The organism is Deinococcus rhizophilus (genome assembly GCF_030271215.1).
GTDB classification, from domain to species: domain Bacteria; phylum Deinococcota; class Deinococci; order Deinococcales; family Deinococcaceae; genus Deinococcus; species Deinococcus rhizophilus.
In genome coordinates this window covers 1-19,364 of sequence record NZ_JASNGB010000005.1, presented here as the reverse complement: position 1 = coordinate 19,364, position 19,364 = coordinate 1, and the positions used below count along the sequence as shown (strand labels likewise).

Below are 19,364 nucleotides of genomic sequence, written 5' to 3'. Positions count from 1 at the left end.
GGGAGAAGCGGCCCGGACCCACACCCCCAGGTGCCTCTCCCCCGCCCTGCCCCGGCCGCGCCCTCCGCCCAGCGGAACGCGGCCCTTTTTGCTTCTCTCGCCTCCGTTCTGACCTCCCAGGAGACCCCACCTTGACCATCCTGTTTCAACAACTCTCCAACGCGCTGGCGCTGGGCGGCGTGTACGCCCTCGTCGCGCTGGGGCTCACGCTGGTGTACGGCGTGATGCGGGTGCCCAACTTCGCGCACGGCGGGCTGTATATGCTGGGGGCCTATTTCGCCTACGCGGCCCTGAACAGCCTGGGCGTGGGCTACGTGCCCGCGCTGATTCTCGCGGCGGTGGCGGTCGCCGGGCTCGCGGCGCTGCTCGAACGGCTGGTGTTCTACCCGCTGCGCAACGCCCCGCACGTCCACGCGATGATCGCGGCGATCGGGGTGCTGTTCTTCTTCGAGGCGGTCGTGCAACTGATCTGGGGCGCGGATTTCAAGCAAATCGCCGAACCCGTGCCCGGCATCCTGAATCTGGGCGGCGTGGTGATCACCTGGCAACGGCTGATCGTGATCGCGGCCTCGGTGCTGGTCATGCTGGGGCTGAACTTCTTCCTCAAGCGCACGCTGACGGGCGCGACCATCGAGGCGATGTCCCAGAACCGCGAGGGCGCCCGGCTGGTCGGCATCAACGTGAACCGGGTGGGCATGCTGACCTTCGCCATCTCGGGGGCACTCGCGGCAGTCGCGGCGGCCCTGATCGCGCCCATCGTGTCGGTCGCGCCGTCAATGGGCGAGGTGATGAACCTCAAGGTCTTCGCCATCATCATCCTGGGCGGCATGGGCAGCGTGCCGGGGGCCATCGTGGGGGCCTTCTTGCTGGCCTTCGCGGAGGTGTTCGGCGGCTTTTACATCAACCTCGACTTCGCAGACGTGATCGGGTTCGCGGCGCTGGTGATCGTGCTGGCGATTCGCCCGCAGGGGCTGTTCCGGAGGGGGACGTGATACGGGTGAGCAGAACTCTTAACGGGGAGGGCACCCGATGACCCGCTCCGGCTTCAAACCCGGCCCCCTGGTGTGGGTCGCCGTCTTCGCCCTCGCGGCGCTGCTGCCGCTGCTGCAGCCCGGCGGCTTCGTCCTCGACGTGGCGATCAACGTGATGATCTGGTCGATGGTCGCCTACGGCCTGAACGTGATGCTGGGGTACACCGGGCAGCTTCCGCTGGCGCACGCGGGTTTTTTCGGCATCGGGGCCTACACGGTGGGCATCCTGACCCTCAAGCAGGGGTGGAACTTCTGGCTGGCGTGGCCCGCCGCCATCGTCATCTGTGCGCTGGGGGGGCTGCTGCTGGGGCTGGTGGCCTTCCGGACGAAGGGCGACGCCTTCTCGATCTTCACGCTGGGCGTCGGCGTGATCATCGCGCTGGTCATCAACAAGTGGGACAGCCTGACCGGGGGCAATGACGGCCTGAACGGAGTGCCGCCCGCTTCGAGCCTGTTTGGAATCGACTTTTCCAGATCGGCCAACTTCTACTACGTGGCGCTGGCGGCCCTCGCCCTGACGGTCCTGATCGTGGCCCGGACCCGCCAGAGCGTCTTCGGGCGCTCGCTGGTGGCCATCCGGGGCGGCGAGGACCTCGCCCGGAGTGCAGGCATCGACGTCTACTCGCATAAACTCCGGGCGCTGATGCTCTCGACGGCGATCGCGGGGCTGGCGGGCGGCGTGTACGCGGCGTACGTGGGCTTCCTGGGCTCGGCGGTGGCCGGGCCGACGACCACCTTCACCGTGCTGCTGTACCTGCTGGTCGGCGGGGTGGGCACGCTGGCGGGGCCGCTGCTGGGCACCGGGATCGTGTACGTGGCGCTGCAATTTCTGAAGGGATTGCAGGACTACCAGTACATCGTGTTCGGGCCGCTGCTGGTGCTGCTGGTGCTGTTCGCGCCGCAGGGGCTGGCCGGGCTGTGGGACCGCGCGCAGGCGCGGCGGGTGCAGGCCCGCGCGGAACGGGCGGTGGACCATGCCTGAGCACCCGGGCACCCCCCTGCTGGAAGTCGAGGGACTGGGCATCCGCTTCGGCGGCCTCCACGCCGTGCGCGACGTGACCGCCAGCCTGCCGCCGGAGCGCATCACGGCGATCATCGGGCCGAACGGGGCGGGCAAGAGCACCTTCTTCAACCTGATCTCGGGGTTCTACGCGCCGACCTCGGGGCGCATCCGCTTTCAGGGCGAGGACATCACCCGCCTGAAGACCCATCAGGTCGTGGGGCGCGGCATCGCCCGCACCTTCCAGACGACCACCATCTACAAGGAACTCAGCGTGCTGGACAACGCGATGATCGGCCACCGGGTCCGCACCCGCTCCGGCCTGTGGGACGCCCTGCTGCGCACGGGCCGCGAACAACGTGACGAACGCGAGAGCCGCGACGGCGCGATGCGGGCGCTGGAGCGGGTGGGGCTGGCGGGCCAGGCGGGGCGCCCCGCCGGAGCGCTGACCCAGGAGGGCCAGAAGCGCGTCGGCATCGCGATGGCGCTGTCCAGTGACCCCCGGCTGCTGCTGCTGGACGAACCCGCCGCCGGAATGAACCCCGAGGAGACGGTCAACCTGATGGGCCTGATTCGCGAACTGGTGGGGGGCGGCCTGACGGTCGCCCTGGTCGAGCACAAGATGAGCCTCGTGATGGGCCTTGCCGACGAGATCGTGGTGCTGCACCACGGCCAGAAGATCGCGCAGGGCACGCCGGGCGAGGTCAGCCGCGACCCCGCCGTGATCGAGGCGTATCTGGGCGGACACGCGCACGGCGGGCAGATGGGGCAACCCGGCGCCGCCGGAAGCGGGGCCAGCGGGACGGAGGAGGGTGCCCATGCTTGAGGTGAGTCGGCTCAGCGTGAACTACGGCCCCTTCCGGGCGCTGCACGACGTGGACCTGACCGTGCAGGAGGGCGAGATCGTGGTGCTGCTGGGGGCGAACGGGGCGGGCAAGAGCACCCTGTTCCGGACGCTGAGCGGGATGCAGCGCCCCTCGGCGGGCACGGCGACGTGGCGCGGGCAGCCGCTCACGGGCGGGCGCCCCGAGTACAACGTGTCGCACGGGGTCTCGCAGTGCCCCGAGGGCCGCCTGCTGTTTCCCGACCTCAGCGTGGAGAAAAACCTGCGGCTGGGGGCCTTTGTGCACCGCCGGGACGCGGCGGGCACGGCGCGGGAGCTGGAGCGGGTCTATTCCCTCTTTCCCGATCTGGTGGGCAAGCGCAATGCCCCGGCCGGGAGCCTGTCGGGTGGGCAGCAGCAGATGGTCGCCATCGCGCGGTCCCTGATGGCCCGCCCCCAGCTGCTGCTGCTCGACGAGCCGTCGCTGGGACTGGCCCCGATGGTCGTCGAGCAGGTCTTTCAGGCCGTGCAGCGCGTGAACGAGGCCGGGGTCAGCGTGCTGCTGGCCGAGCAGAACGCCTTCGCCGCGCTGGGCATCGCGCACCGGGGCTACGTGCTGGAGGGAGGCCGCGTCTCGCTGCAAGGCTCGCAACAGGCGCTGCTGGGCGACGACCGCGTGCGGAGCGCGTACCTGGGGGTCTAGCGGCCAGCGTCCAGTCGCCAGTCGCCAGCAGGAGCGGCGCGTAACCTCCCCGTTACGCGCCGCTCCTCGTTTGCTGACACAGAGCCAGTACACTGTTTCTCAGTCGCCCCTCTCCGCGGATGCAGGATGGGGGGGGCTGAACTCCGGACGAGAGCACCGCCGTACCCGGTCACGACAAGACGGCGCAGGAGGTGTTCTGTGGCATGGATTTTGCTGGTGATCGCGGGACTGCTGGAAATCGGCTGGGCGATCGGCCTCAAGTACACCGAGGGCTTTACCCGGCCCGTTCCCACCGTGCTCACCATTCTGAGCATGGTCGCCAGCATGGGACTGCTGGGGCTGGCGGCCAAGACGCTGCCCATCGGCACGGCGTACGGGGTGTGGGTCGGGATCGGGGCGGTGGGCGCGGCGATTCTGGGCATCGTGCTGTTCAAGGAACCCGTCACCCTGGCCCGCCTGCTGTTCCTGGGCATGATGGTCGCGGCGATTATCGGGCTCAAGGTGACGAGCGGGCACTGAGCGGGCACGGGCACTGAGCACGGCCCGCCGCCTCTGCCCCCTGCCCTACCCCGCCAGCCGCAGGATCAGCTGCGCGAGCAGGATCTTGCCGATCAACGCGGCGGGGTACACCGAGGCGTAGCCCAGTTCGGGGACCTCGCTGCGGGTGCGTTCAGTGGCGTAGCCCAGCACGGCAGGCTGCGTGTTCAGCCCCGCCGTGAGGCCGGAGAGCAGGCTGTAGGGCAAGCGCAGCAGCCGGTAGCCGGTCCACAGCAGGGCGCTCGTCACGCCGAGGGTGATGGCGGCTCCCGCAAGCAGCAGGGCGAGGCCCTCGGCGCTGGCGAGCTGCGCGGCGAACCGGCCCCCGCTGCGCAGGCCCACCCCCGCCAGAAAGAGGGCCAGCCCGAACTGCCGCAGGGTCAGGTTGGCGCTGTAGGGAATGTTCCACACGGCGCGTCCGCTGCGGCCCAGCGCCCCCAGCGCCAGCCCCACCAGCAGCGGCCCGCCCGCGACCCCCAGCCGGAAGGTGCCGCCTCCCGGCAGCGGCAGCGGCAGGCTGCCCAGCACCAGCCCCAGCACCAGCCCCAGGCTGAAGGTCAGCAGGTTGATCTCGGAGAGGTGGCGGTAGGAGTCCCCGAAAAAGCGGGTCACCTCTGCCATCTGCCCACGCGGGGCCAGCACGCGCACCCGGTCCCCGAGTTCCAGCACCGTGCGGCCACTGGGCACGATGTCGCGGTCGCCCCGGCGCACACGGGTGACGGTGGCGCCCAGCCGCTCGTTGACCCGCAGCTCGGAGAGGCGCCGCCCCGCCACCCGTGGGCTGGACACGAAGATGCGCCGGAAATCCAGCACCGAACGGTCCTCGCTGAGAGACGGCCCCGCCTCCTCGCCCAGCACCCGGATCACGGCGGCCACGTCGGCGGGGGCGCCCGTCACCGACACGAGGTCTCCCACCCGCAGCACCGACCCCGCCTCGGCGGTTTCGAGGTGCCCGCCGTGCAGCCAGCGCCCGAACACCACCCGCCCGCCGTGCGCCCGGGCGAAGGCTTCCACTGTGAGGCCGCGCCCGTCGGTGACCCGCAGGGTCCGGGTGACGGGTTCCTCGCCCGAGACGCCCAGCGCCCGCGCCTCGGCGGCGTAGTCGGGCCGGAAGCGGCGCTCGAAGAAAAAGAGGGCCAGCATCACCCCGACCACGCCCACCGGGTAGGCGATGGAGTAGGCCACCACCGGGTCGCCCGCGCCGGGCTGCCCGGCGACCGCCTCGATCACGCCCGCGAGGGCCGGGGTACTGGTCAGCGCCCCGGTGTACAGCCCCGCTGTGAGCGCGGGGTCCAGGCCCAGCAGACGGCCCAGCGCCAGCGTCAGTCCCGCCCCCAGCGTGAGCAGGCCCAGCACCAGCCCATTGCGAATCAGCCCGGCCCGCCCGAAGGAGGCCAGCACGTGCCCGCCGCTCGCCAGCGCGATGGCGTACACGAACACGGCCAGCCCCAGTTCGTACACGGCGGGGTCGAGGGCGATGCGCGGGTCGAGCGCACTCACGAACAGGCCCGCGAACAGCACCCCGGCCACGCCCAAGCTGAAGCCCAGCACCCGCACGCCCCCCAGCGCGAACCCCAGCAGCAGCACCGTGAACAGGGTCAGGACCGGATTCTGGGCCAGCAGGTCGAGCAGGGCGGTCATGGGGCCACCCTACCGCGCAGGAGTGGCGAATCAGGAATCAGGAAAGGGGCCGCCGGACGCTTCACGCGGTCCGGCGGCCCCCCAGCCACGGGCGTCACTCCTCCCGGAAAGACCCCAGCGCCCGGAAGCGGGCCGAGCGCTCCGCCTTCAGCTCGTCCGGCCCCAGCGCCGACAGCTGCGCGAGGTGCCGCGAAACCGCCTCGCCCAGCGCCGCCGCCGCCGCGTCGGGGTCGAGGTGGGCGCCGCCGAGGGGTTCGGGCACGACCTCCTCGACCAGCCCCAGCTCCAGCAGATCGGGAGCGGTCAGGCGCAGGGCCTCGGCCGCCTCGGGAGCCTTGGCCGCGTCCTTCCAGATGATGCTGGCCGCGCCCTCGGGCGAGATCACCGAGTACCAGGCGTTCTCCTGCACGAGCACCCGGTTGCCCACCCCGATGGCGAGCGCCCCGCCCGAGCCGCCCTCCCCGATCACCACGCAGACGGCAGGCACCCGCAGGCGCACCATCCGCTGAATGCTCTCGGCGATGGCCCAGCCCTGCCCGCGTTCCTCGGCCTCGATACCGGGGTAGGCGCCGGGCGTGTCGATCAGGGTGACGACAGGCAGCCCGAAGCGGTCGGCGAGGTCCATCAGCCGGACCGCCTTGCGGTAGCCTTCGGGGTTGCTCATGCCGAAGCGGCGGCGGATCTTGCTCTTGGTGTCGCGTCCCTTTTGCCCCATCAGCAGCATCACGGGCACCCCACCCCAGCGGGCCGGGCCGCCGATCAGGGCCGGGTCGTCGCCGTAGGCCCGGTCGCCGTGCAACTCGGTGAAGTCGGTGCAGAGGCGCTCCACGTAGTCGAGGGCGGTGGGACGGCCCGGCGCCCGCGCGAGTGCCACCCGTTCCCAGCGGGTCAGGCGGGCATGGCCCTCGCCGCGCAGCCGCTCGACCTCGGCCCGCAGCGGGGCCAGCGCCGCGTCGAGGTTCTGCCCGGTGCGCTGCGCCGTGCCCTCTAGGTCGCGCAGCCGGGCTTCGAGTTCGCGCAGGGTGTCGGCCGGAGCGCTCACGCGCCCACCTCCGGGGCGGGTTGCCGGGTCAGCACGCCCAGCAGCGAGCGCAGGTAGGCCCGGTGCTCGCGGCGGTCCACGACCGCGTCCACCATGCCGTGTTCCAGCAGAAACTCCGAACGCTGAAAGCCCTCGGGCAGGTGCTGGCGGATGGTCTGCTGAATCACGCGCGGTCCCGCGAAGCCGATCAGGGCCCCCGGCTCGGCCACGATCACGTCCGCGACCGTGGCGAAGGAGGCCGTCACCCCCCCGGTCGTGGGGTCGCTCAGGATGGACACGTACGGGATGCCCCGCTCGGCCAGCCCCTCGAGCGCCACCGTCGTCTTCGCCATCTGCATCAGCGACAGCGCCCCTTCCTGCATCCGGGCGCCGCCGCTGGCCGCGACCAGGACAAAGGGCGTCCCGGCCCCGGCCGCGTGCTCGGCGGCCCGCGCGATCTCCTCGCCCACCACGCTGCCCATGCTGCCGCCCGAAAAGGCGAAGTCCATCGCGGCGACGGTCACGGGCAGGCCCAGGATGGTTCCGCTGCCGGTCAGGACCGCGTCGGGGCGGCCCGTCTTCTGCTGGGCCCGCGCCAGCCGCGCCGGGTAGGGCTCGGTGTCCTCGAAGGCCAGGGGGTCGACAGGCCACACCCGGCCCGATTGCCGCTGAAAGCTGCCCTCGTCGAGCAGCACCGCCAGCCGCTGCCCCGCGTCCAGCCGCAGGTGGTGGCCGCAGCGGGGGCAGACGTGGGCACTGAGTTCAAGGTCACGGTTGTACACGCCCTCCTTGCAGCGGGGGCACTGGGTCCACAGGTCCGGCATCTCCGCCCCGGGTTGCTGCTGCGGGCGGCGCCTGCGAAAGAAACGGTCGAGCGCCATAGCCTTTTCACTCCTCTTTGGGGAAAAACCAGCTTCCCGGCGCATTCTAGACGCGCCGGGAAGGGACTGGCCCCAGTTCTGAACCGGGTGCAAGGAGGCCGGGGGGCCGCCGTTACTGCAAGCGCCGCTTGAGGTAATCGTCCATCTGCGCGAGTTGCAGGTTCAGGTCGCGTTGCAGGGCGTCGAGGCGGGCATTCGTCTCCGCGAGGTCGGAAGAAGGCAGCGCCGGGCGGCTGACGCTCTGGCCCAGCGTCTCGAAGCGCTCGTCGATGTACGCCTGAAGTTGCGCGAAGCGGCTGCCCTCCTGCGCGTCGAGGTTGGTCCGCAGCGCCTCCATGTCGCGCAGCAGCCGGGCGCTGTCGGCCTGCCCACGCAGCCGCTCGACGTTGGCCCACAGGAAGAACAGCAGCGCCAGAAAGAGGCCAAACAGCAGCAGGATCAACCCCAGCGGCACGCCCCGGTAGGTCACGAAGCCCAGGTTCAGGGTGTGCCCGAACATCAGCGCGTGACGGTTGAGCACCGCGAAGACGGCCGCGAGCACGACGATGACGATCAGGACGATTGTCCGCATGGCTTGAGGGTAACACCCCCTCCCCGCCGCACGGCAGAGGGGGAACATTCACCTGACGGTGGTCAGTTCACCCGGTCCAGGATCAGCGGCTGGGGCTGCGGGGCCGCTGCCGTCACGCTCAGGCCCGCTTCCAGCAGGGCGCGGGCGGCGTCCAGCCCACGCCCATCCCGGTGGTAGAGGCGCAGCACCGGCTCGCCCGCCTCCACCGCCTTCCCGGGTTTTTTCAGCAGCTCGACACCGACCCCGTGGTCGATGGCCTCGCCCTTGCGTTCGCGCCCGCCGCCCAGCACCAGGACCGCGCGGCCCACCGCGAGCGCGTCGAGGCGCTCCACGAAGCCGGAGGCCGGAGCCACCACGTCCAGACGGCCCGGCGCCACGTCCAGCCGCTCGGGGTGGTCCACCAGGGAAGCGTCCCCGCCCTGCGCCTCCACGAAGGCGCGGAACTTCGCCAGGGCCGAGCCGTCTGTCAGGGTCGCGCGGGCACGGGCCTCGGCCGCTGCGGAGTCCTCGCCGTGGGCCGCGAGCGCCTCCACCGCCAGAGCGACGCACAGCTCGGTCAGGTCCTCAGGGCCCTCGCCGCGCAGGGTGCTCAGGGCTTCTTGCACCTCCAGGCTGTTGCCCGCCATGTGGCCCAGCGGCGTGTCCATGTCGGTCAGGACGGCCCTCACCAACCGGGACGCCCGCGTGCCGATGTCCACCATCGCGCGGGCGAGGCCCCGGCCGTCCTCCAGCGTCCGCATGAAGGCCCCGGCCCCCACCTTCACGTCCAGCACGACCGTGTGCGCTCCGGACGCCAGCTTCTTGCTCATGATGGAGGAGGCGATCAGCGGCAGGCAGTCCACGGTCGCGGTCACGTCGCGCAGGGCGTAGAGCTTGCCGTCGGCGGGCGCGAGGTCTTTCGTCTGCCCGACGAGCGCGAGGCCGATCTCGCTTGCCTGGGCCAGAAAGCGGTCCTCGGGGAGTTCGGGACTCCAGCCGGGAAAGCTCTCGAGCTTGTCGATGGTGCCGCCCGTGTGCGCCAGGCCGCGCCCGCTCATCTTGGCGACGGTGAGGCCGAGGGCCGCGAGCATCGGCGTCAGGATCAGGCTGGTCTTGTCGCCCACGCCGCCGGTCGAGTGCTTGTCCACCGTACGCGGCAGCCCCGCGAGGTCCATCTGGTCGCCCGAGTCGGCCATCACCAGCGTCAGGTCCGCCGTCTCCTGGGGCGTCATGCCGCGCAGGTAGACGGCCATCAGCCACGCGCTGATCTGGTAGTCGGGCACCTCGCCCCGGGTGTAGCCCAGGATCAGCCCTTCGAGTTCGGCGCGGGAGTGCTCTTCGCCGTCGCGCTTCTTGCGGATCAGGTCGGGAATGTTCAGGGCGGTGGTCATACGGCAGTTTAGCGGGCGTGCCATCCTCGGCCATGACCTCCCCGGCCCGCCCCCGCCTCACGCTCTCGGTCCTGGGAGGCGCCGCGCCCACCGAGCTCGCCGTCGCCCAGCTTCCGCCGGGGGCTCCCCTGCCGACGCTCGGCGGAGTCCTGTTCAGCCTGACGCGCACCCCGGACGAGCTTTCGCTGGTGTGTGAGGCCGCGCACCTCCCGCCCGGCGTCCGGCACCAGGCGGGGTGGGCCGCGCTGAAACTGCACGGTCCCTTCGACTTCGGCCTGACCGGCATCCTGGCGGCGGTGCTGGAGCCACTGCGGAAGGCCGGGGTGGGTATTTTTGCGCTGAGCACCTTCGACACCGATGACGTGCTGGTCCCGGCGGCGCGGTTGCCGGACGCGCTGGCCGCGCTGCGGGGGGCCGGGCACACCGTCGCGGATTAGAGCATTTGACAGAATTACGGCCCCCGGGGGACAGCACCCCAGGTGCCTCCATTCTGCCCAATGCTCCTGTCCCATTCACTCGCTCTGCTGCGCAGCCCAGCAAGTCCGCTCGGCCAACGAAGGCGGAACGGCACCGCCTTCTTATGGCAAATGCTCTAGCCCGGCCGCGCCCCGTCCGCCTGCTGGCCTTCCTCCGGGTGGCCGTCGCCGCGCTGATCGGGGGTGGCCTGACCGCCGGGCTGGTCACTCTTCCAGCCAATGCGGGCGTGGGTGCCGTCGCAAAAGGGCTTGTTGCCGCTCGCCCCGCAGCGGCACAGGGCGGCGCGGACCTCGCGCAGCTCGCCCGCCGGGGTCTGGATCACGAGGTCACCGCGCAGGGTCAGGGGGCCGTCGGTGACCGGGGTGATCGTGGTCGGGACGGCGGGGGCCTCCGGGGGTGCGCCGTGCAGGGCGTAGTGCAAGGCCCCCGTCGGGCAGGTCCGCACGACCTCGGCCACCCGGGCGGCGTCCGCCTCGTTCCACAGCTGAATCCAGGGGCGCTCCCCCGGCCGGAAGACGGCGGGCAGGCCGCGCACGCAGTTGGCGACGTGGGTGCAGCGGGGGGCGTCGTAGGAGACGGTCACGCCATCGCCTGCATACGCCTTGCCACGCAGCAGGTCGTCATGGGGCAGCGGGTGCTGGGTCATGGACCAGTGTACCCCCGGCCCCGGCGACCGCGCAGCGCCCGGCCAGCCGTCCGAAGACCTCCCGCAACTCGGGCGGGCCGTCCACCCGGAACGCGCAGCCCAGCCCCAGCAGGAAGGCGGCGAAGCCCTCCAGGTCCTCGCGCTGGGCTTCCAGGCGCAGGCCGCCGCCCTCGGGCCTGAGGTCGGTGTGCCACTGAGACACGCGGCCTCTCAGCTCTTCCGGCGGAGCGTCCAGCCACACGCTGATCTGGTGGGTGGGAGGCAGGTCCGTCAGGGTGGTCCGCAGGTACGCGAGCGCGTCGAAGGCCTCGGGCGGGATGAATCCGGCTTCCAGCACGCTCAGGCCGCGCATCCGGTCGAGCCGGAAGCAGCGCCGCGCCCCACGCAGGTGGCACCAGCCCACCGCGTACCAGCGCCCGCCCAGGTGAACGGCGCGGTACACGTCCACGTCGCGCGAGGTCGCCTCCCCCCGCGGCGAGACGTACCCGAAGTGCACGGTCCGCGTCCCCCGCACCGCCTCCAGCAGCCGCGCGAGCAGCGCCGCGTCGGTCGGGACCACCCAGGGCGAGGCGTCGAGCTGCACGGCGCCCTCCAGCGCCTGCACGCTCTCGCGCAGGGCGTGGGGCAGCGTGCGGCCCAGCTTGGCGCTCGCCGCCTGCGCCGCCGGAGCCAGCGCGGTCAGGCCCAGGTGCCGCAGCGCCTGCAAGCCCAGCGCCAGACTCAGGGCCTCCTCGCCCGTGAACATCAGCGGCGGCAGCCGGAAGCCGGGTTTCAGGCGGTACGCGCCGCCCACTCCCCGCCGTCCCTCGACCGGGATGCCGAGGTCTTGCAGCCGCGCCACGTATCGCTGCACGGTGCGCGGGCTGACTTCCAGCCGCCGGGCCAGCTCCGCGCCGGTCACGGTTTCCCGCGCCTGCAGCAATTCCAGCACGGTCAGCACCCGCATGGAGGGGTCGTACATGGGAGACAGCATAGGCCCGAAATGCGCCAGCTCCTGACGGGAATCGCCTTTACGCTGGGAACGTAACACCCTCACAGGAGGAGGCACCATGACCAACACCGCGACCGCCGCCATCGTCTCGCCGCAGGACTTTCTGGCCCACTGGCAGGGGCACCGCGCCCTGACTCGCCGGGTGATCGAGGCCTTCGCGGAAGACCAGCTGTTCACCTTTGCCGCCGCGCCGCCCATGCGCCCGTTCGGGGAGATGGCCTGGGAGATTCATCAGGTTAGCGAATTGACCCTGAATGGCCTGCTGACCGGCGAGTGGCCCGAACCCGACTGGCGGGAGGGCGTGGCTCATGACCGGGCCGAGCTGTTGAAAGCCTGGGACGCCCTTTCCAGGCGGCTGGAGCGCGAGTTTCCGAGAGTGGACCTCGCCTTCTTCCCGCAGACGCACACGCTTCCCTGGGGTGAGATGACCGGCTGGGCCGCCACCATCTACACCATCGACAACGAGATTCACCACCGGGGCCAGGGCTACGTGTACCTGCGGGCGCTGGGAACGGAGCCGCCCGCCTTCTACGAGCGGTGAAGGGAGACGCATGAACGAACTGACCCTGCTGCTCGACTCCTTTCGCCGCAACGGGCGCGTCAATGGGGTGCTGCTCGGCACCCTGACGCCCACCGACTTCGAGCTCAGCGACGGCCGGGGCGGCTGGACGGTCGAGCGGCACCTGCGGCACATGGCGGGCTTCCGTGTCGGCTGGCTGTGGAGCCTGTCGCGCGACCACGCTGGCCCGCTGGTCGACCCCACCCGGCAGGACGCGGACGGCGATCCCCTGTGGCGCTGGCAGGAGAGTCCGCCCGGCGAGCTGGCCGCCGCCTTCGCAGCGGGCGACGAGGCCGCCGTGGGCGCGGTGCAGGCCCATCTGGACTCAGGCGAACCCTTCGCCGACCCCTGGAACGAGGGGAGCTACCGCTCCAGCCCCGCCCACTTTCTCCAGCACACCATCGTCCACGACAGCCACCACCGGGGCCAGATCATGGCCCTGCTGCGCCTGGGCGGGCGGACGAAGGAGCAGATGGACGCGCTGGAGGGGCACTGGGCGATCTGGCGAGAATAGACGCAGCCGGGGAAAACGGCCTGGTCGGGGGTCCACTGGGGGAAGGGGGCGTCATGTCTCCGTCAGTGCCGGAGGTTACACTGGGCCATGTCACGTTTCTGGCTTCCGCTGCTCCCGGCCCTGCTGCTTTCCACCGCCGGGGCCGAGAGCAGCGACTTCAGCTACGCGCCCGCCCAGTGGCCGCTGCTGCTGCGGCTGTCGGCTGGATTCCCGGAGTTCGCGGGCCTGACCCACCCGACCACGCCACTGACGGGCCGCCCGGTCCCCGCCCTCACCGACGTGACGCGGGCCGAGCAGGTGAGCGGACGGATGGCGGCGGACCCCTACTGGCAGCGCTACGTCCGCTGGGACGGGCAAGCCGTGAAGGTCCGGTACAGTGCCGCCGAGCTCGTGCGGGCCGCGCAGGCAGTGAAGAGGGTCCGGCCCCAGACCACCGTGCGGGTGGATACCGGGCTCACCCGGGTGGTGGTGAACATCTCGGTCGCGGACACGGCGCGGGTGGGGCGGGCAGCGGGGGTGCCCGGCCTGGTCCTCTCGCAGCACGAGCGGCCCCGGCTGCGGGCGGAGATCACGCCCCGGACACTCAGCCTCCCGGAGGTCCGCGAACGGGAACAGGCGCCTTTTGGCCAGGTGACCCTGGAGGTCAGGCTGACCAACCCGCTGGACCGCCCGGTGTGGTGGCGCTACGGCTGCGGCGGCAACGTGCTGGTCGGGGTGCTCACGGCGACAGGCGGGGAGGTTGCCCCAGCTTCCGGGGAACGCCCCGGAGGAGTCCGGTTCACCTGTACGGCCGAGGAACGGGTGGCGGTGCTCCAGCCGGGCGAGTCTCTTACCCTACCGGGAGTGCTCGCCTCCGGGCTGAGGCTGGGGGACCTTGCCCCCGGACGCTACTTCTGGCATGTGGAGGAAAGCCGAATTCCTTTTACCCTGACTCCCTGAGTGCCCACAGCAAAATCCCCCGCCACTCGGACGGGGGGCTGACTTACGTCGGGTCTACATCGTCGGCTGCGGGGTCGGCGTTCCGGCCTGCGGGCTGCCGCCCACGCGCGAGACGGCCTCGCGGACCACGTCGCCCGTGATCAGTTCCTGCGAGAGCAGGGCCTCGGCGACCTCGTGCATGGCTGCCCCGTACTCGGTGACGAGGCCCTTGGCCCGCTCGTAGGCGCGGTGCAGGATGCGCTTGACATCCTCGTCCACCAGCTGCGAGGTGTGCTCGGAGAACATCTTGGGCTTGGCCATGTCCTCGCCCAGGAAGACCGGGCCGGAGTCGGTGGTCAGGGCCATGTTCTTGAAGTTGTCGCCCATGCCCCACTCCAGCACCATCTTCCTTGCGATGTTGGTTGCCTTGCGGAAGTCGTCGGCGGCGCCCGAGGTCACGTTGCCCATAAAGACCTCCTCGGCGGCGCGGCCCCCCAGCGCGACCACCAGCTGGTTTTCCAGCCGCTCCTTGCTCATCAGCACCTGCTCCTCGGGCAGGTAGAAGGCCGCGCCCAGCGCCCGCCCACGCGGAATGATGCTGACCTTCTGGAGCTTGTCGCTGCCGGGAATCACGGCGGAGGTCACGGCGTGCCCGGCCTCGTGGTAGGCGATGGCCTTCTTTTCCTCGGGGCTGATGGTCAGCGAGCCGTTTTCCAGACCCAGCGTGATCTTGTCGAGCGCCCGGTAAAAGTCGCTCATGTCGATCTGGGTCTTGCCCAGCCGGGCGGCCTCCAGCGCGGCCTCGTTGGTGACGTTCTTGAGGTCCGCGCCCGAGAAGTAGGGCGTGCTCTTGGCGACCTCGGGCACGTCCACGCCCGGCGCCATCGGCTTGTTGCGCAGGTGGACCTTGAGGATCGCCTCGCGCTCCTTGAGGTTCGGCAGGTCGATGGTGACCTGACGGTCGAAGCGGCCGGGGCGCAGCAGCGCGGGGTCGAGCACGTCGGGGCGGTTGGTCGCGCCCAGCACGATCACGCTGCTCGACTTGTCGAAACCGTCCATCTCGGAGAGGATCTGGTTCAGCGTCTGCTCGCGCTCGTCGTGGCCGCCGCCGATGCCTGCGCCGCGCTTGCGCCCGATGGAGTCGATCTCGTCGATGAACATGATCGCCGGGGCCGACTTGCGGGCATCCTCGAACAGGGTGCGCACGCGGCTGGCGCCGACCCCCACGAACATCTCCATGAACTCCGACGCGCTGACCGAGAAGAACGGCACGTCGGCCTCGCCCGCGATGGCGCGGGCCAGCAGCGTCTTCCCCGTTCCGGGAGGGCCCACCAGCAGCACGCCCTTGGGAATCTCCGCGCCGATCTGGTGGTACTTGGCGGGGTTTTTCAGGAAGTCCACGACCTCAATCAGCTCGCGCTTGGCTTCCTCGGGGCCCGCCACGTCGGTGAACTTGGTCTGGACGCGGTTTTCCTTGCCGTACTTCTTGGCCTTGCTCTGCCCGAACTGCATGACCCCGCTCTGGCCGCCCTGGGCCCGCATGAAGAAGAAGTACATCAGGCCGATCAGGAGCAGGATAGGCAGGAAGTTCAGCAGGATGGCGAGCCACTGGCTGGGCGCGTCGAAGCGGTAATTCACGCCCTGCGCCTCCAGCTGCGAGATCAGCGTGGGGTCGGGCGTGGCCTGACTGCCGGGCAGGCGCACGGTCACGCGTTCGGCCCGCACCGGCTGCTGCGCCCCCACGACCGGGACCTCGGTGGGCTCGGTCAGCGTCACGGTCGCCACGCTGTCCCGCACGATCACCTGCTCGACCCGGTCCTGAGCGAGCAGATCTTTGAACACGTTGTAACCGACCGTGGCCCGCGCACCGCCAGGGGCCTGAGAAAACATCAGGAACAGAGCCAGAACGAACAGGACGATCAGCCAGGGATTGAGCCGCCTCAAGAGTGGTGCCTCCAGAAAGAAATAGAACGATTGGGACGGCATCCGCCCCGCTGAAGTTGAGTGTACCAGACTCAAGATGTGTGGGCGTATCCGGCATCACACCCGTACTTCATTGAGGGGCGGTTAAGGCGTTCGGGGTCGCCCGCGCCGCGCCAGCACGACGAGCAGGACGGCAAAGAGAGTTACCGGTAGCAGGAAAAACAGCAGCGCGGGCAGGAAGTTCAACAGGATGGGAAGCCACTGATTCGGCGCCTCGAAACGGGAGGCCATCCCCTGCTGCTCCAGTTGCGAGATCAGGCCAGGGTCGGGCGTGGCCTGACCGCCGGGCAGCCGCACAGCCACCTGTCCCGGCCCGGGCAGCCCCAGCGTGACCTCGGCCCGCTCGCCGCGAACCACGACCCGCTCGACCCGGCCCGCCTCCAGCAGCCGGGTGAAGTCGGCATAGGGTCGGCATGGGCCAGGGCGGGGGAGGTCAGGACAGTCGTTCGCAGCCGCCACCGGCCGAACCACAGGCCGAAGAGGATGAAGACGGGGAGGGGTAGGGCGAGGGCGAGGAGCCTGGGCAAGCGGGTCCGTGACATGGGGGGGACAACCTCCGGGGGTCGGGCCGAGTTCAGCGCACGCCGGGCAGGAGTGTGGTCCGCCGAAAGGTGACACCCCCGCCCTCCGCGCACCCGCGCTATCCTGGGGGGTGATGATCGATGTCGCCACCACCTGGCAGCAGGCTTGCACGGCGCTCGCGGGGGACGACTACGACACGGCCTTCAGCGTGCTGGAGGGGGCCCTGCACGAGGCCGACCGCCCCCGGAGGGCGCGGCTCTCCTTGTACCTCGCCAGCGTGCAGGCCCTCTACGGCGACCCCACCACCACCGAGGTCGGCGCCGCGCTGCGCGAGGCCCGCACCCTGGACCCGGCGACCTGCACCGACCCCCTCTACGTGGCCCTGAGTGCCGAACTCGACGCCCGGCTGCGCGGCCCGGACGCGGCCCCGCCCCCCCCGGAGGTCCGGGAAGCCGCCGATCCGGTCGCCCGCTACCACGCCCTCGCCGCGCTGTCGCTGGCCGGGAAGTCGCAGGAGGCGCTGGAACTTCACCTGCCCCTCGCGGAGTTGCCCGCGCACCTGCGCTGGCGCCTGCGCAGCTGGCAGGCCGACGCCGAGGAGAATCTCGGGCACACGCTGGAAGCCCGGCACCTCTATGCGGAAGCGGCCCACCACGCCCCGGGCCTCAACCGGGCGGTGATGCTGCAAGAAGGCGCGGCGCTGGAATTGCAACTCGGGGACATGGACGCGGCGCTGTCGCTGCTGGGACAGGCCCGGCTCCTCTACAGCGGGCAGAACGCGGAGGAGGAGGGCCTGAACCTCGCCACCTGGCACTACCTCCAGGCCCAGGCGCTGCTCCAGACGGGCAAACCCGAGGAGGCGCTGGAAAGCATCCGCGAGGCCGAGCGGCTGGAGCGGGAGCACGGCGACCCCAGCTACGGGGTGGCGCTGGTGTGGGGGCAGGTGCTGACCCACCTGGGCCGTCACGATGAGGCGCTGGCGCAATTCGGGCGGGCGCTGGTGCTGGCGGGTGACGGCGACCGTCCCTATGCCCAGCACGAACTCGGGGTGGCCCTGCTGGACCTCGACCGCCCGCTGGAGGCCCGCGAGCATCTGGAAGCGGCCCTCGCGGACCCCGAGTACCCCTACCGCCCCGAGGTGCTGGCCGACCTCGCGGAGTGCGACTACCGCCTGGGCCGCTTGCAGGAGGCCCAGACCGCCGCCGAGCAGGCGCTGGCGCAGGGCGCGGTGATTCCGGCGAGCATGGTGCTGGGCAACGTGGCGCTGGAGTACTACCACCTCGACGAGGCGCTCGACCACTTCGAGCGGGTGGTGCGCGAATCCGCCCAGGGCACCCGCGACTGGGTGATGGGCCACCAGATGGCCGCCGACGTGATGGCCCAGCAGGGCTTCCGCGACCCCGCCGCCGCCTACGCCCACGCCCAGCAGGCGCTGGAATTCACCCCCGAGAGCGACGACTGGCGCGGCACGCTGGAAGACCACCTCCGCAAGGCCGAGACGCTGATGGGCCAGGGGGGCGGGCGCACGCTGAACTAGCGGGGGGGCGACGACACAGAGCAAAGAGCAGGGAGCCCCAGCGCCCTCTGCTCTTTGCATAGCACTGGATTTACTTGCAGCGAATGTCTTCCCCGAAGTATTTCGCCGAAATCTTCTTGTAGCTGCCGTCGGCCATCACATCGCGTAGGGCGGCATTGACGGCGTTTCGCAGCGGCGTATTGCCCTTCTTCACGGCGATGCCGATCTTCTCCTGAAAGAGCATCTCGCCCAGCTTGAGCCCCGCTTTGGGGAACTTCTTGCGGGCCTCCAGCGCCACGAAGCGGTCGGTGACAAAGGCGTTCACCCGGCCGTTCAGCAGCATCTGGAGGGCGTCGGCGTTGGTGGGGTAGGTCTTGACGCTGCCCAGGCCGGGGAGTTTCTGCGCCCGCTGCGCGTAGGTGGTGCCCAGTTGCACCCCGACCGCCTTCCCCCTGAGCGCCGCGACGGTGAGGGGACCGTTCGACCTGGCGAGTACCACGCCGCCCGAGCAGTAGTGGGGATTGGCGAAATCCACCGCTTTCTGCCGCTCCGGGGTGATGCCGTGGCTGGACACCACGAGGTCGAAGCGGTCCTGGTTCAGCCCGATCAGCAGCGCGTCGAAGCCGCTGGGCCGCCACTCCACCTTGACGCCGAGTTTGCGGGCGATCGCCTCGGCGAGTTCGGCCTCGAAGCCCACGACCTTCTTGCCCTGGGTGTAGGTGAAGGGCGCGTAGGTGGGCTCGGTGCCTACATACAGCACTCCCGACGCCTTGATCGCCGCGAGGTCGCGGGCCGAGGCAGTGCCGAGGGCGCCAGTGAGCAGGGTCAGGGAGGCGAGCGCATACTTATGCATCAGTGGAGGGTTATAGCGCATGGGGCTGATGAGTCCATGTGAGGGGTCGGGTAGGCAGGACGGGGTGTAGAGTGCGGTCACCATGAAACTAACGATTTTGCCGCTGGTGGCGGCGCTGCTGGTGGGCTGCGGCCAGAAACCCGTGAATGTCCCGGTACCGCATGGACCGTCAATCCTGCACGGCAGTTACTCCGGGGAGGCTATCGAGTACAGGGGCCAGGAGCCGACAGGAAGGCGACTCCCTGCGTCACTACGCGCCACGGCAACCTACGTCTCAGCCAAGGAGTACCACTCAAGCGGCACACTGATGTTGGGTGAGACGACCTACAGCTTTGCAGGCCAGGGACAGGGGAATTCCCTGGTACGGTTTACCCCACAGTACACACCCCACTATCCCACCATCTACTTCGCTGGCGATGTGCTCTTGGGCACTCGCAAGGCTGGCCGTTTGCGGTGGGGGAGCGGGCAGGGGGTCCGCACCACGGACCAAGCCCTCGTGCTGGAATTGGAAGATGACGCAGACTCCAGATACTTGCTGCTCCTGAAACACTGACCCTCACCCGCCGCTGAGCGCCTCCCGCAGCGCCACCGCCACCTTGGCGGGGTCGGCCTTGCCCCCGGTGGCCCGCATGACTTGCCCGGTGAAGAAACCCATCAGCGCGGTCTTGCCGCCCCGGTACGCCTCCACCTTGTCGGGGTTGGCGGCCAGCACGTCGGCCACCGCCCCCGCCAACGCCTCGTCGCTGAGGCCCGCGCCCAGGCCCTCGCGCTCGACCATCGCCAGCGGTGCCTCGCCGGAGGCCGCCG

At 70.5% G+C, this 19,364-nt stretch carries 20 protein-coding genes, 1 pseudogene and 1 riboswitch; of the genes and pseudogenes, 10 read left to right on the top strand and 11 right to left on the bottom strand.

The features are described 5' to 3' along the window. The first annotated feature begins 131 nt into the window (after positions 1 to 131). From QOL99_RS01440 to sugE, 5 genes are all read left to right on the top strand, one after another. The gene (locus QOL99_RS01440) at positions 132 to 992 is read left to right on the top strand and encodes a branched-chain amino acid ABC transporter permease (RefSeq protein WP_285520834.1); all 861 of its coding nucleotides are present in this window, start codon (positions 132 to 134) and stop codon (positions 990 to 992) included. A 37-nt stretch (positions 993 to 1,029) separates the two neighbouring features. After that, the gene (locus QOL99_RS01435) at positions 1,030 to 2,013 is read left to right on the top strand and encodes a branched-chain amino acid ABC transporter permease (RefSeq protein ID WP_285520833.1); all 984 of its coding nucleotides are present in this window, start codon (positions 1,030 to 1,032) and stop codon (positions 2,011 to 2,013) included. Next, complete coding sequence (locus QOL99_RS01430) at positions 2,006 to 2,857, top strand: ABC transporter ATP-binding protein (RefSeq protein ID WP_285520832.1); 852 nt, start codon at positions 2,006 to 2,008, stop codon at positions 2,855 to 2,857. The genes QOL99_RS01435 and QOL99_RS01430 overlap by 8 nt, the downstream gene beginning before the upstream one ends. After that, positions 2,850 to 3,557: an ABC transporter ATP-binding protein gene (locus QOL99_RS01425; RefSeq protein ID WP_285520831.1), complete on the top strand. Its 708-nt coding sequence runs from the start codon at positions 2,850 to 2,852 to the stop codon at positions 3,555 to 3,557. The genes QOL99_RS01430 and QOL99_RS01425 overlap by 8 nt, the downstream gene beginning before the upstream one ends. A gap of 130 nt (positions 3,558 to 3,687) precedes the next feature. After that, positions 3,688 to 3,746: riboswitch (guanidine-III (ykkC-III) riboswitch) on the top strand. Between the two features lie 9 nt (positions 3,747 to 3,755). Continuing rightward, positions 3,756 to 4,076: a quaternary ammonium compound efflux SMR transporter SugE gene (gene sugE / locus QOL99_RS01420; protein ID WP_285520830.1), complete on the top strand. Its 321-nt coding sequence runs from the start codon at positions 3,756 to 3,758 to the stop codon at positions 4,074 to 4,076. Positions 4,077 to 4,121: 45 nt separating this feature from the next. Here sugE and QOL99_RS01415 read toward each other — a convergent pair whose 3' ends face one another. The 5 genes from QOL99_RS01415 to QOL99_RS01395 all read right to left on the bottom strand — a co-directional run bounded on the left by QOL99_RS01415 (position 4,122) and on the right by QOL99_RS01395 (position 9,578). Next, positions 4,122 to 5,735 (bottom strand): aspartate:alanine exchanger family transporter, encoded by a 1,614-nt coding sequence (locus QOL99_RS01415; RefSeq protein WP_285520829.1) that lies wholly within the window; start codon positions 5,733 to 5,735, stop codon positions 4,122 to 4,124. A gap of 94 nt (positions 5,736 to 5,829) precedes the next feature. Beyond that, entirely contained in the window at positions 5,830 to 6,777 is a 948-nt protein-coding gene (locus tag QOL99_RS01410; protein WP_285520828.1) for an acetyl-CoA carboxylase carboxyltransferase subunit alpha, read from the bottom strand. After that, the gene (gene accD, locus QOL99_RS01405; protein ID WP_285520827.1) at positions 6,774 to 7,637 is read right to left on the bottom strand and encodes an acetyl-CoA carboxylase, carboxyltransferase subunit beta; all 864 of its coding nucleotides are present in this window, start codon (positions 7,635 to 7,637) and stop codon (positions 6,774 to 6,776) included. The genes QOL99_RS01410 and accD overlap by 4 nt, the downstream gene beginning before the upstream one ends. Positions 7,638 to 7,749: 112 nt before the next feature. Beyond that, entirely contained in the window at positions 7,750 to 8,208 is a 459-nt protein-coding gene (locus QOL99_RS01400; RefSeq protein ID WP_285520826.1) for a LapA family protein, read from the bottom strand. Positions 8,209 to 8,270: 62 nt separating this feature from the next. Next, positions 8,271 to 9,578, bottom strand: coding sequence for a thymidine phosphorylase (locus tag QOL99_RS01395; RefSeq protein ID WP_285520825.1), 1,308 nt, complete (start codon positions 9,576 to 9,578; stop codon positions 8,271 to 8,273). Between the two features lie 32 nt (positions 9,579 to 9,610). Between QOL99_RS01395 and QOL99_RS01390 the strand changes: the two genes are divergently transcribed. Next, complete coding sequence (locus tag QOL99_RS01390) at positions 9,611 to 10,015, top strand: ACT domain-containing protein (RefSeq protein ID WP_285520824.1); 405 nt, start codon at positions 9,611 to 9,613, stop codon at positions 10,013 to 10,015. A gap of 155 nt (positions 10,016 to 10,170) precedes the next feature. On the opposite strand, the gene QOL99_RS01385 is transcribed toward QOL99_RS01390, so the two are convergent. Continuing rightward, the gene (locus QOL99_RS01385; protein WP_285520823.1) at positions 10,171 to 10,701 is read right to left on the bottom strand and encodes a (4Fe-4S)-binding protein; all 531 of its coding nucleotides are present in this window, start codon (positions 10,699 to 10,701) and stop codon (positions 10,171 to 10,173) included. Further along, positions 10,676 to 11,662, bottom strand: coding sequence for a helix-turn-helix transcriptional regulator (locus QOL99_RS01380; protein ID WP_285520822.1), 987 nt, complete (start codon positions 11,660 to 11,662; stop codon positions 10,676 to 10,678). Before QOL99_RS01380 ends, QOL99_RS01385 begins: the two co-directional genes overlap by 26 nt. A gap of 88 nt (positions 11,663 to 11,750) precedes the next feature. Here QOL99_RS01380 and QOL99_RS01375 point away from each other — a divergent pair, with 88 nt between their 5' ends. From QOL99_RS01375 to QOL99_RS01365, 3 genes are all read left to right on the top strand, one after another. Next, positions 11,751 to 12,233, top strand: coding sequence for a DinB family protein (locus tag QOL99_RS01375; protein ID WP_285520821.1), 483 nt, complete (start codon positions 11,751 to 11,753; stop codon positions 12,231 to 12,233). Between the two features lie 10 nt (positions 12,234 to 12,243). Further along, positions 12,244 to 12,765 carry a DinB family protein gene (locus QOL99_RS01370; RefSeq protein ID WP_285520820.1) on the top strand — a complete coding sequence of 174 codons (522 nt, stop codon included), beginning with the start codon at positions 12,244 to 12,246 and terminating at the stop codon, positions 12,763 to 12,765. A gap of 87 nt (positions 12,766 to 12,852) precedes the next feature. After that, positions 12,853 to 13,704 carry a hypothetical protein gene (locus QOL99_RS01365; RefSeq protein WP_285520819.1) on the top strand — a complete coding sequence of 284 codons (852 nt, stop codon included), beginning with the start codon at positions 12,853 to 12,855 and terminating at the stop codon, positions 13,702 to 13,704. 54 nt (positions 13,705 to 13,758) lie between these two features. Here QOL99_RS01365 and ftsH read toward each other — a convergent pair whose 3' ends face one another. Together ftsH and QOL99_RS01355 are read right to left on the bottom strand one after the other, a co-directional pair. Next, a complete protein-coding gene (gene ftsH, locus QOL99_RS01360) occupies positions 13,759 to 15,627 on the bottom strand; it encodes an ATP-dependent zinc metalloprotease FtsH (RefSeq protein ID WP_285520818.1) in 1,869 nt (622 codons plus the stop codon). A gap of 123 nt (positions 15,628 to 15,750) precedes the next feature. Beyond that, the gene (locus QOL99_RS01355) at positions 15,751 to 16,137 is read right to left on the bottom strand and encodes a hypothetical protein (RefSeq protein WP_285520817.1); all 387 of its coding nucleotides are present in this window, start codon (positions 16,135 to 16,137) and stop codon (positions 15,751 to 15,753) included. Positions 16,138 to 16,321: 184 nt separating this feature from the next. Between QOL99_RS01355 and QOL99_RS01350 the strand changes: the two genes are divergently transcribed. Then, a complete protein-coding gene (locus tag QOL99_RS01350) occupies positions 16,322 to 17,725 on the top strand; it encodes a tetratricopeptide repeat protein (protein ID WP_285520816.1) in 1,404 nt (467 codons plus the stop codon). 70 nt (positions 17,726 to 17,795) lie between these two features. On the opposite strand, the gene QOL99_RS01345 is transcribed toward QOL99_RS01350, so the two are convergent. After that, positions 17,796 to 18,557 carry an ABC transporter substrate-binding protein gene (locus tag QOL99_RS01345; RefSeq protein WP_285520815.1) on the bottom strand — a complete coding sequence of 254 codons (762 nt, stop codon included), beginning with the start codon at positions 18,555 to 18,557 and terminating at the stop codon, positions 17,796 to 17,798. 556 nt (positions 18,558 to 19,113) lie between these two features. Next, positions 19,114 to 19,364, bottom strand: a pseudogene (locus QOL99_RS01340) (glutamine--tRNA ligase/YqeY domain fusion protein); the annotation flags it as partial.

What these genes read in the sequence shown, in the direction of transcription:
- QOL99_RS01435 (WP_285520833.1), top strand. Translation starts at nt 1,030, where the DNA reads ATGACCCGCTCCGGCTTCAAACCCGGCCCCCTGGTGTGGGTCGCCGTC.
- QOL99_RS01430 (WP_285520832.1), top strand. Translation starts at nt 2,006, where the DNA reads ATGCCTGAGCACCCGGGCACCCCCCTGCTGGAAGTCGAGGGACTGGGC.
- QOL99_RS01425 (WP_285520831.1), top strand. Translation starts at nt 2,850, where the DNA reads ATGCTTGAGGTGAGTCGGCTCAGCGTGAACTACGGCCCCTTCCGGGCG.
- QOL99_RS01415 (WP_285520829.1), bottom strand. Translation starts at nt 5,735, where the DNA reads ATGACCGCCCTGCTCGACCTGCTGGCCCAGAATCCGGTCCTGACCCTG.
- accD (WP_285520827.1), bottom strand. Translation starts at nt 7,637, where the DNA reads ATGGCGCTCGACCGTTTCTTTCGCAGGCGCCGCCCGCAGCAGCAACCC.
- QOL99_RS01400 (WP_285520826.1), bottom strand. Translation starts at nt 8,208, where the DNA reads ATGCGGACAATCGTCCTGATCGTCATCGTCGTGCTCGCGGCCGTCTTC.
- QOL99_RS01395 (WP_285520825.1), bottom strand. Translation starts at nt 9,578, where the DNA reads ATGACCACCGCCCTGAACATTCCCGACCTGATCCGCAAGAAGCGCGAC.
- QOL99_RS01390 (WP_285520824.1), top strand. Translation starts at nt 9,611, where the DNA reads ATGACCTCCCCGGCCCGCCCCCGCCTCACGCTCTCGGTCCTGGGAGGC.
- QOL99_RS01385 (WP_285520823.1), bottom strand. Translation starts at nt 10,701, where the DNA reads ATGACCCAGCACCCGCTGCCCCATGACGACCTGCTGCGTGGCAAGGCG.
- QOL99_RS01380 (WP_285520822.1), bottom strand. Translation starts at nt 11,662, where the DNA reads ATGTACGACCCCTCCATGCGGGTGCTGACCGTGCTGGAATTGCTGCAG.
- QOL99_RS01375 (WP_285520821.1), top strand. Translation starts at nt 11,751, where the DNA reads ATGACCAACACCGCGACCGCCGCCATCGTCTCGCCGCAGGACTTTCTG.
- QOL99_RS01370 (WP_285520820.1), top strand. Translation starts at nt 12,244, where the DNA reads ATGAACGAACTGACCCTGCTGCTCGACTCCTTTCGCCGCAACGGGCGC.
- QOL99_RS01365 (WP_285520819.1), top strand. Translation starts at nt 12,853, where the DNA reads ATGTCACGTTTCTGGCTTCCGCTGCTCCCGGCCCTGCTGCTTTCCACC.
- QOL99_RS01350 (WP_285520816.1), top strand. Translation starts at nt 16,322, where the DNA reads ATGATCGATGTCGCCACCACCTGGCAGCAGGCTTGCACGGCGCTCGCG.
- QOL99_RS01345 (WP_285520815.1), bottom strand. Translation starts at nt 18,557, where the DNA reads ATGCATAAGTATGCGCTCGCCTCCCTGACCCTGCTCACTGGCGCCCTC.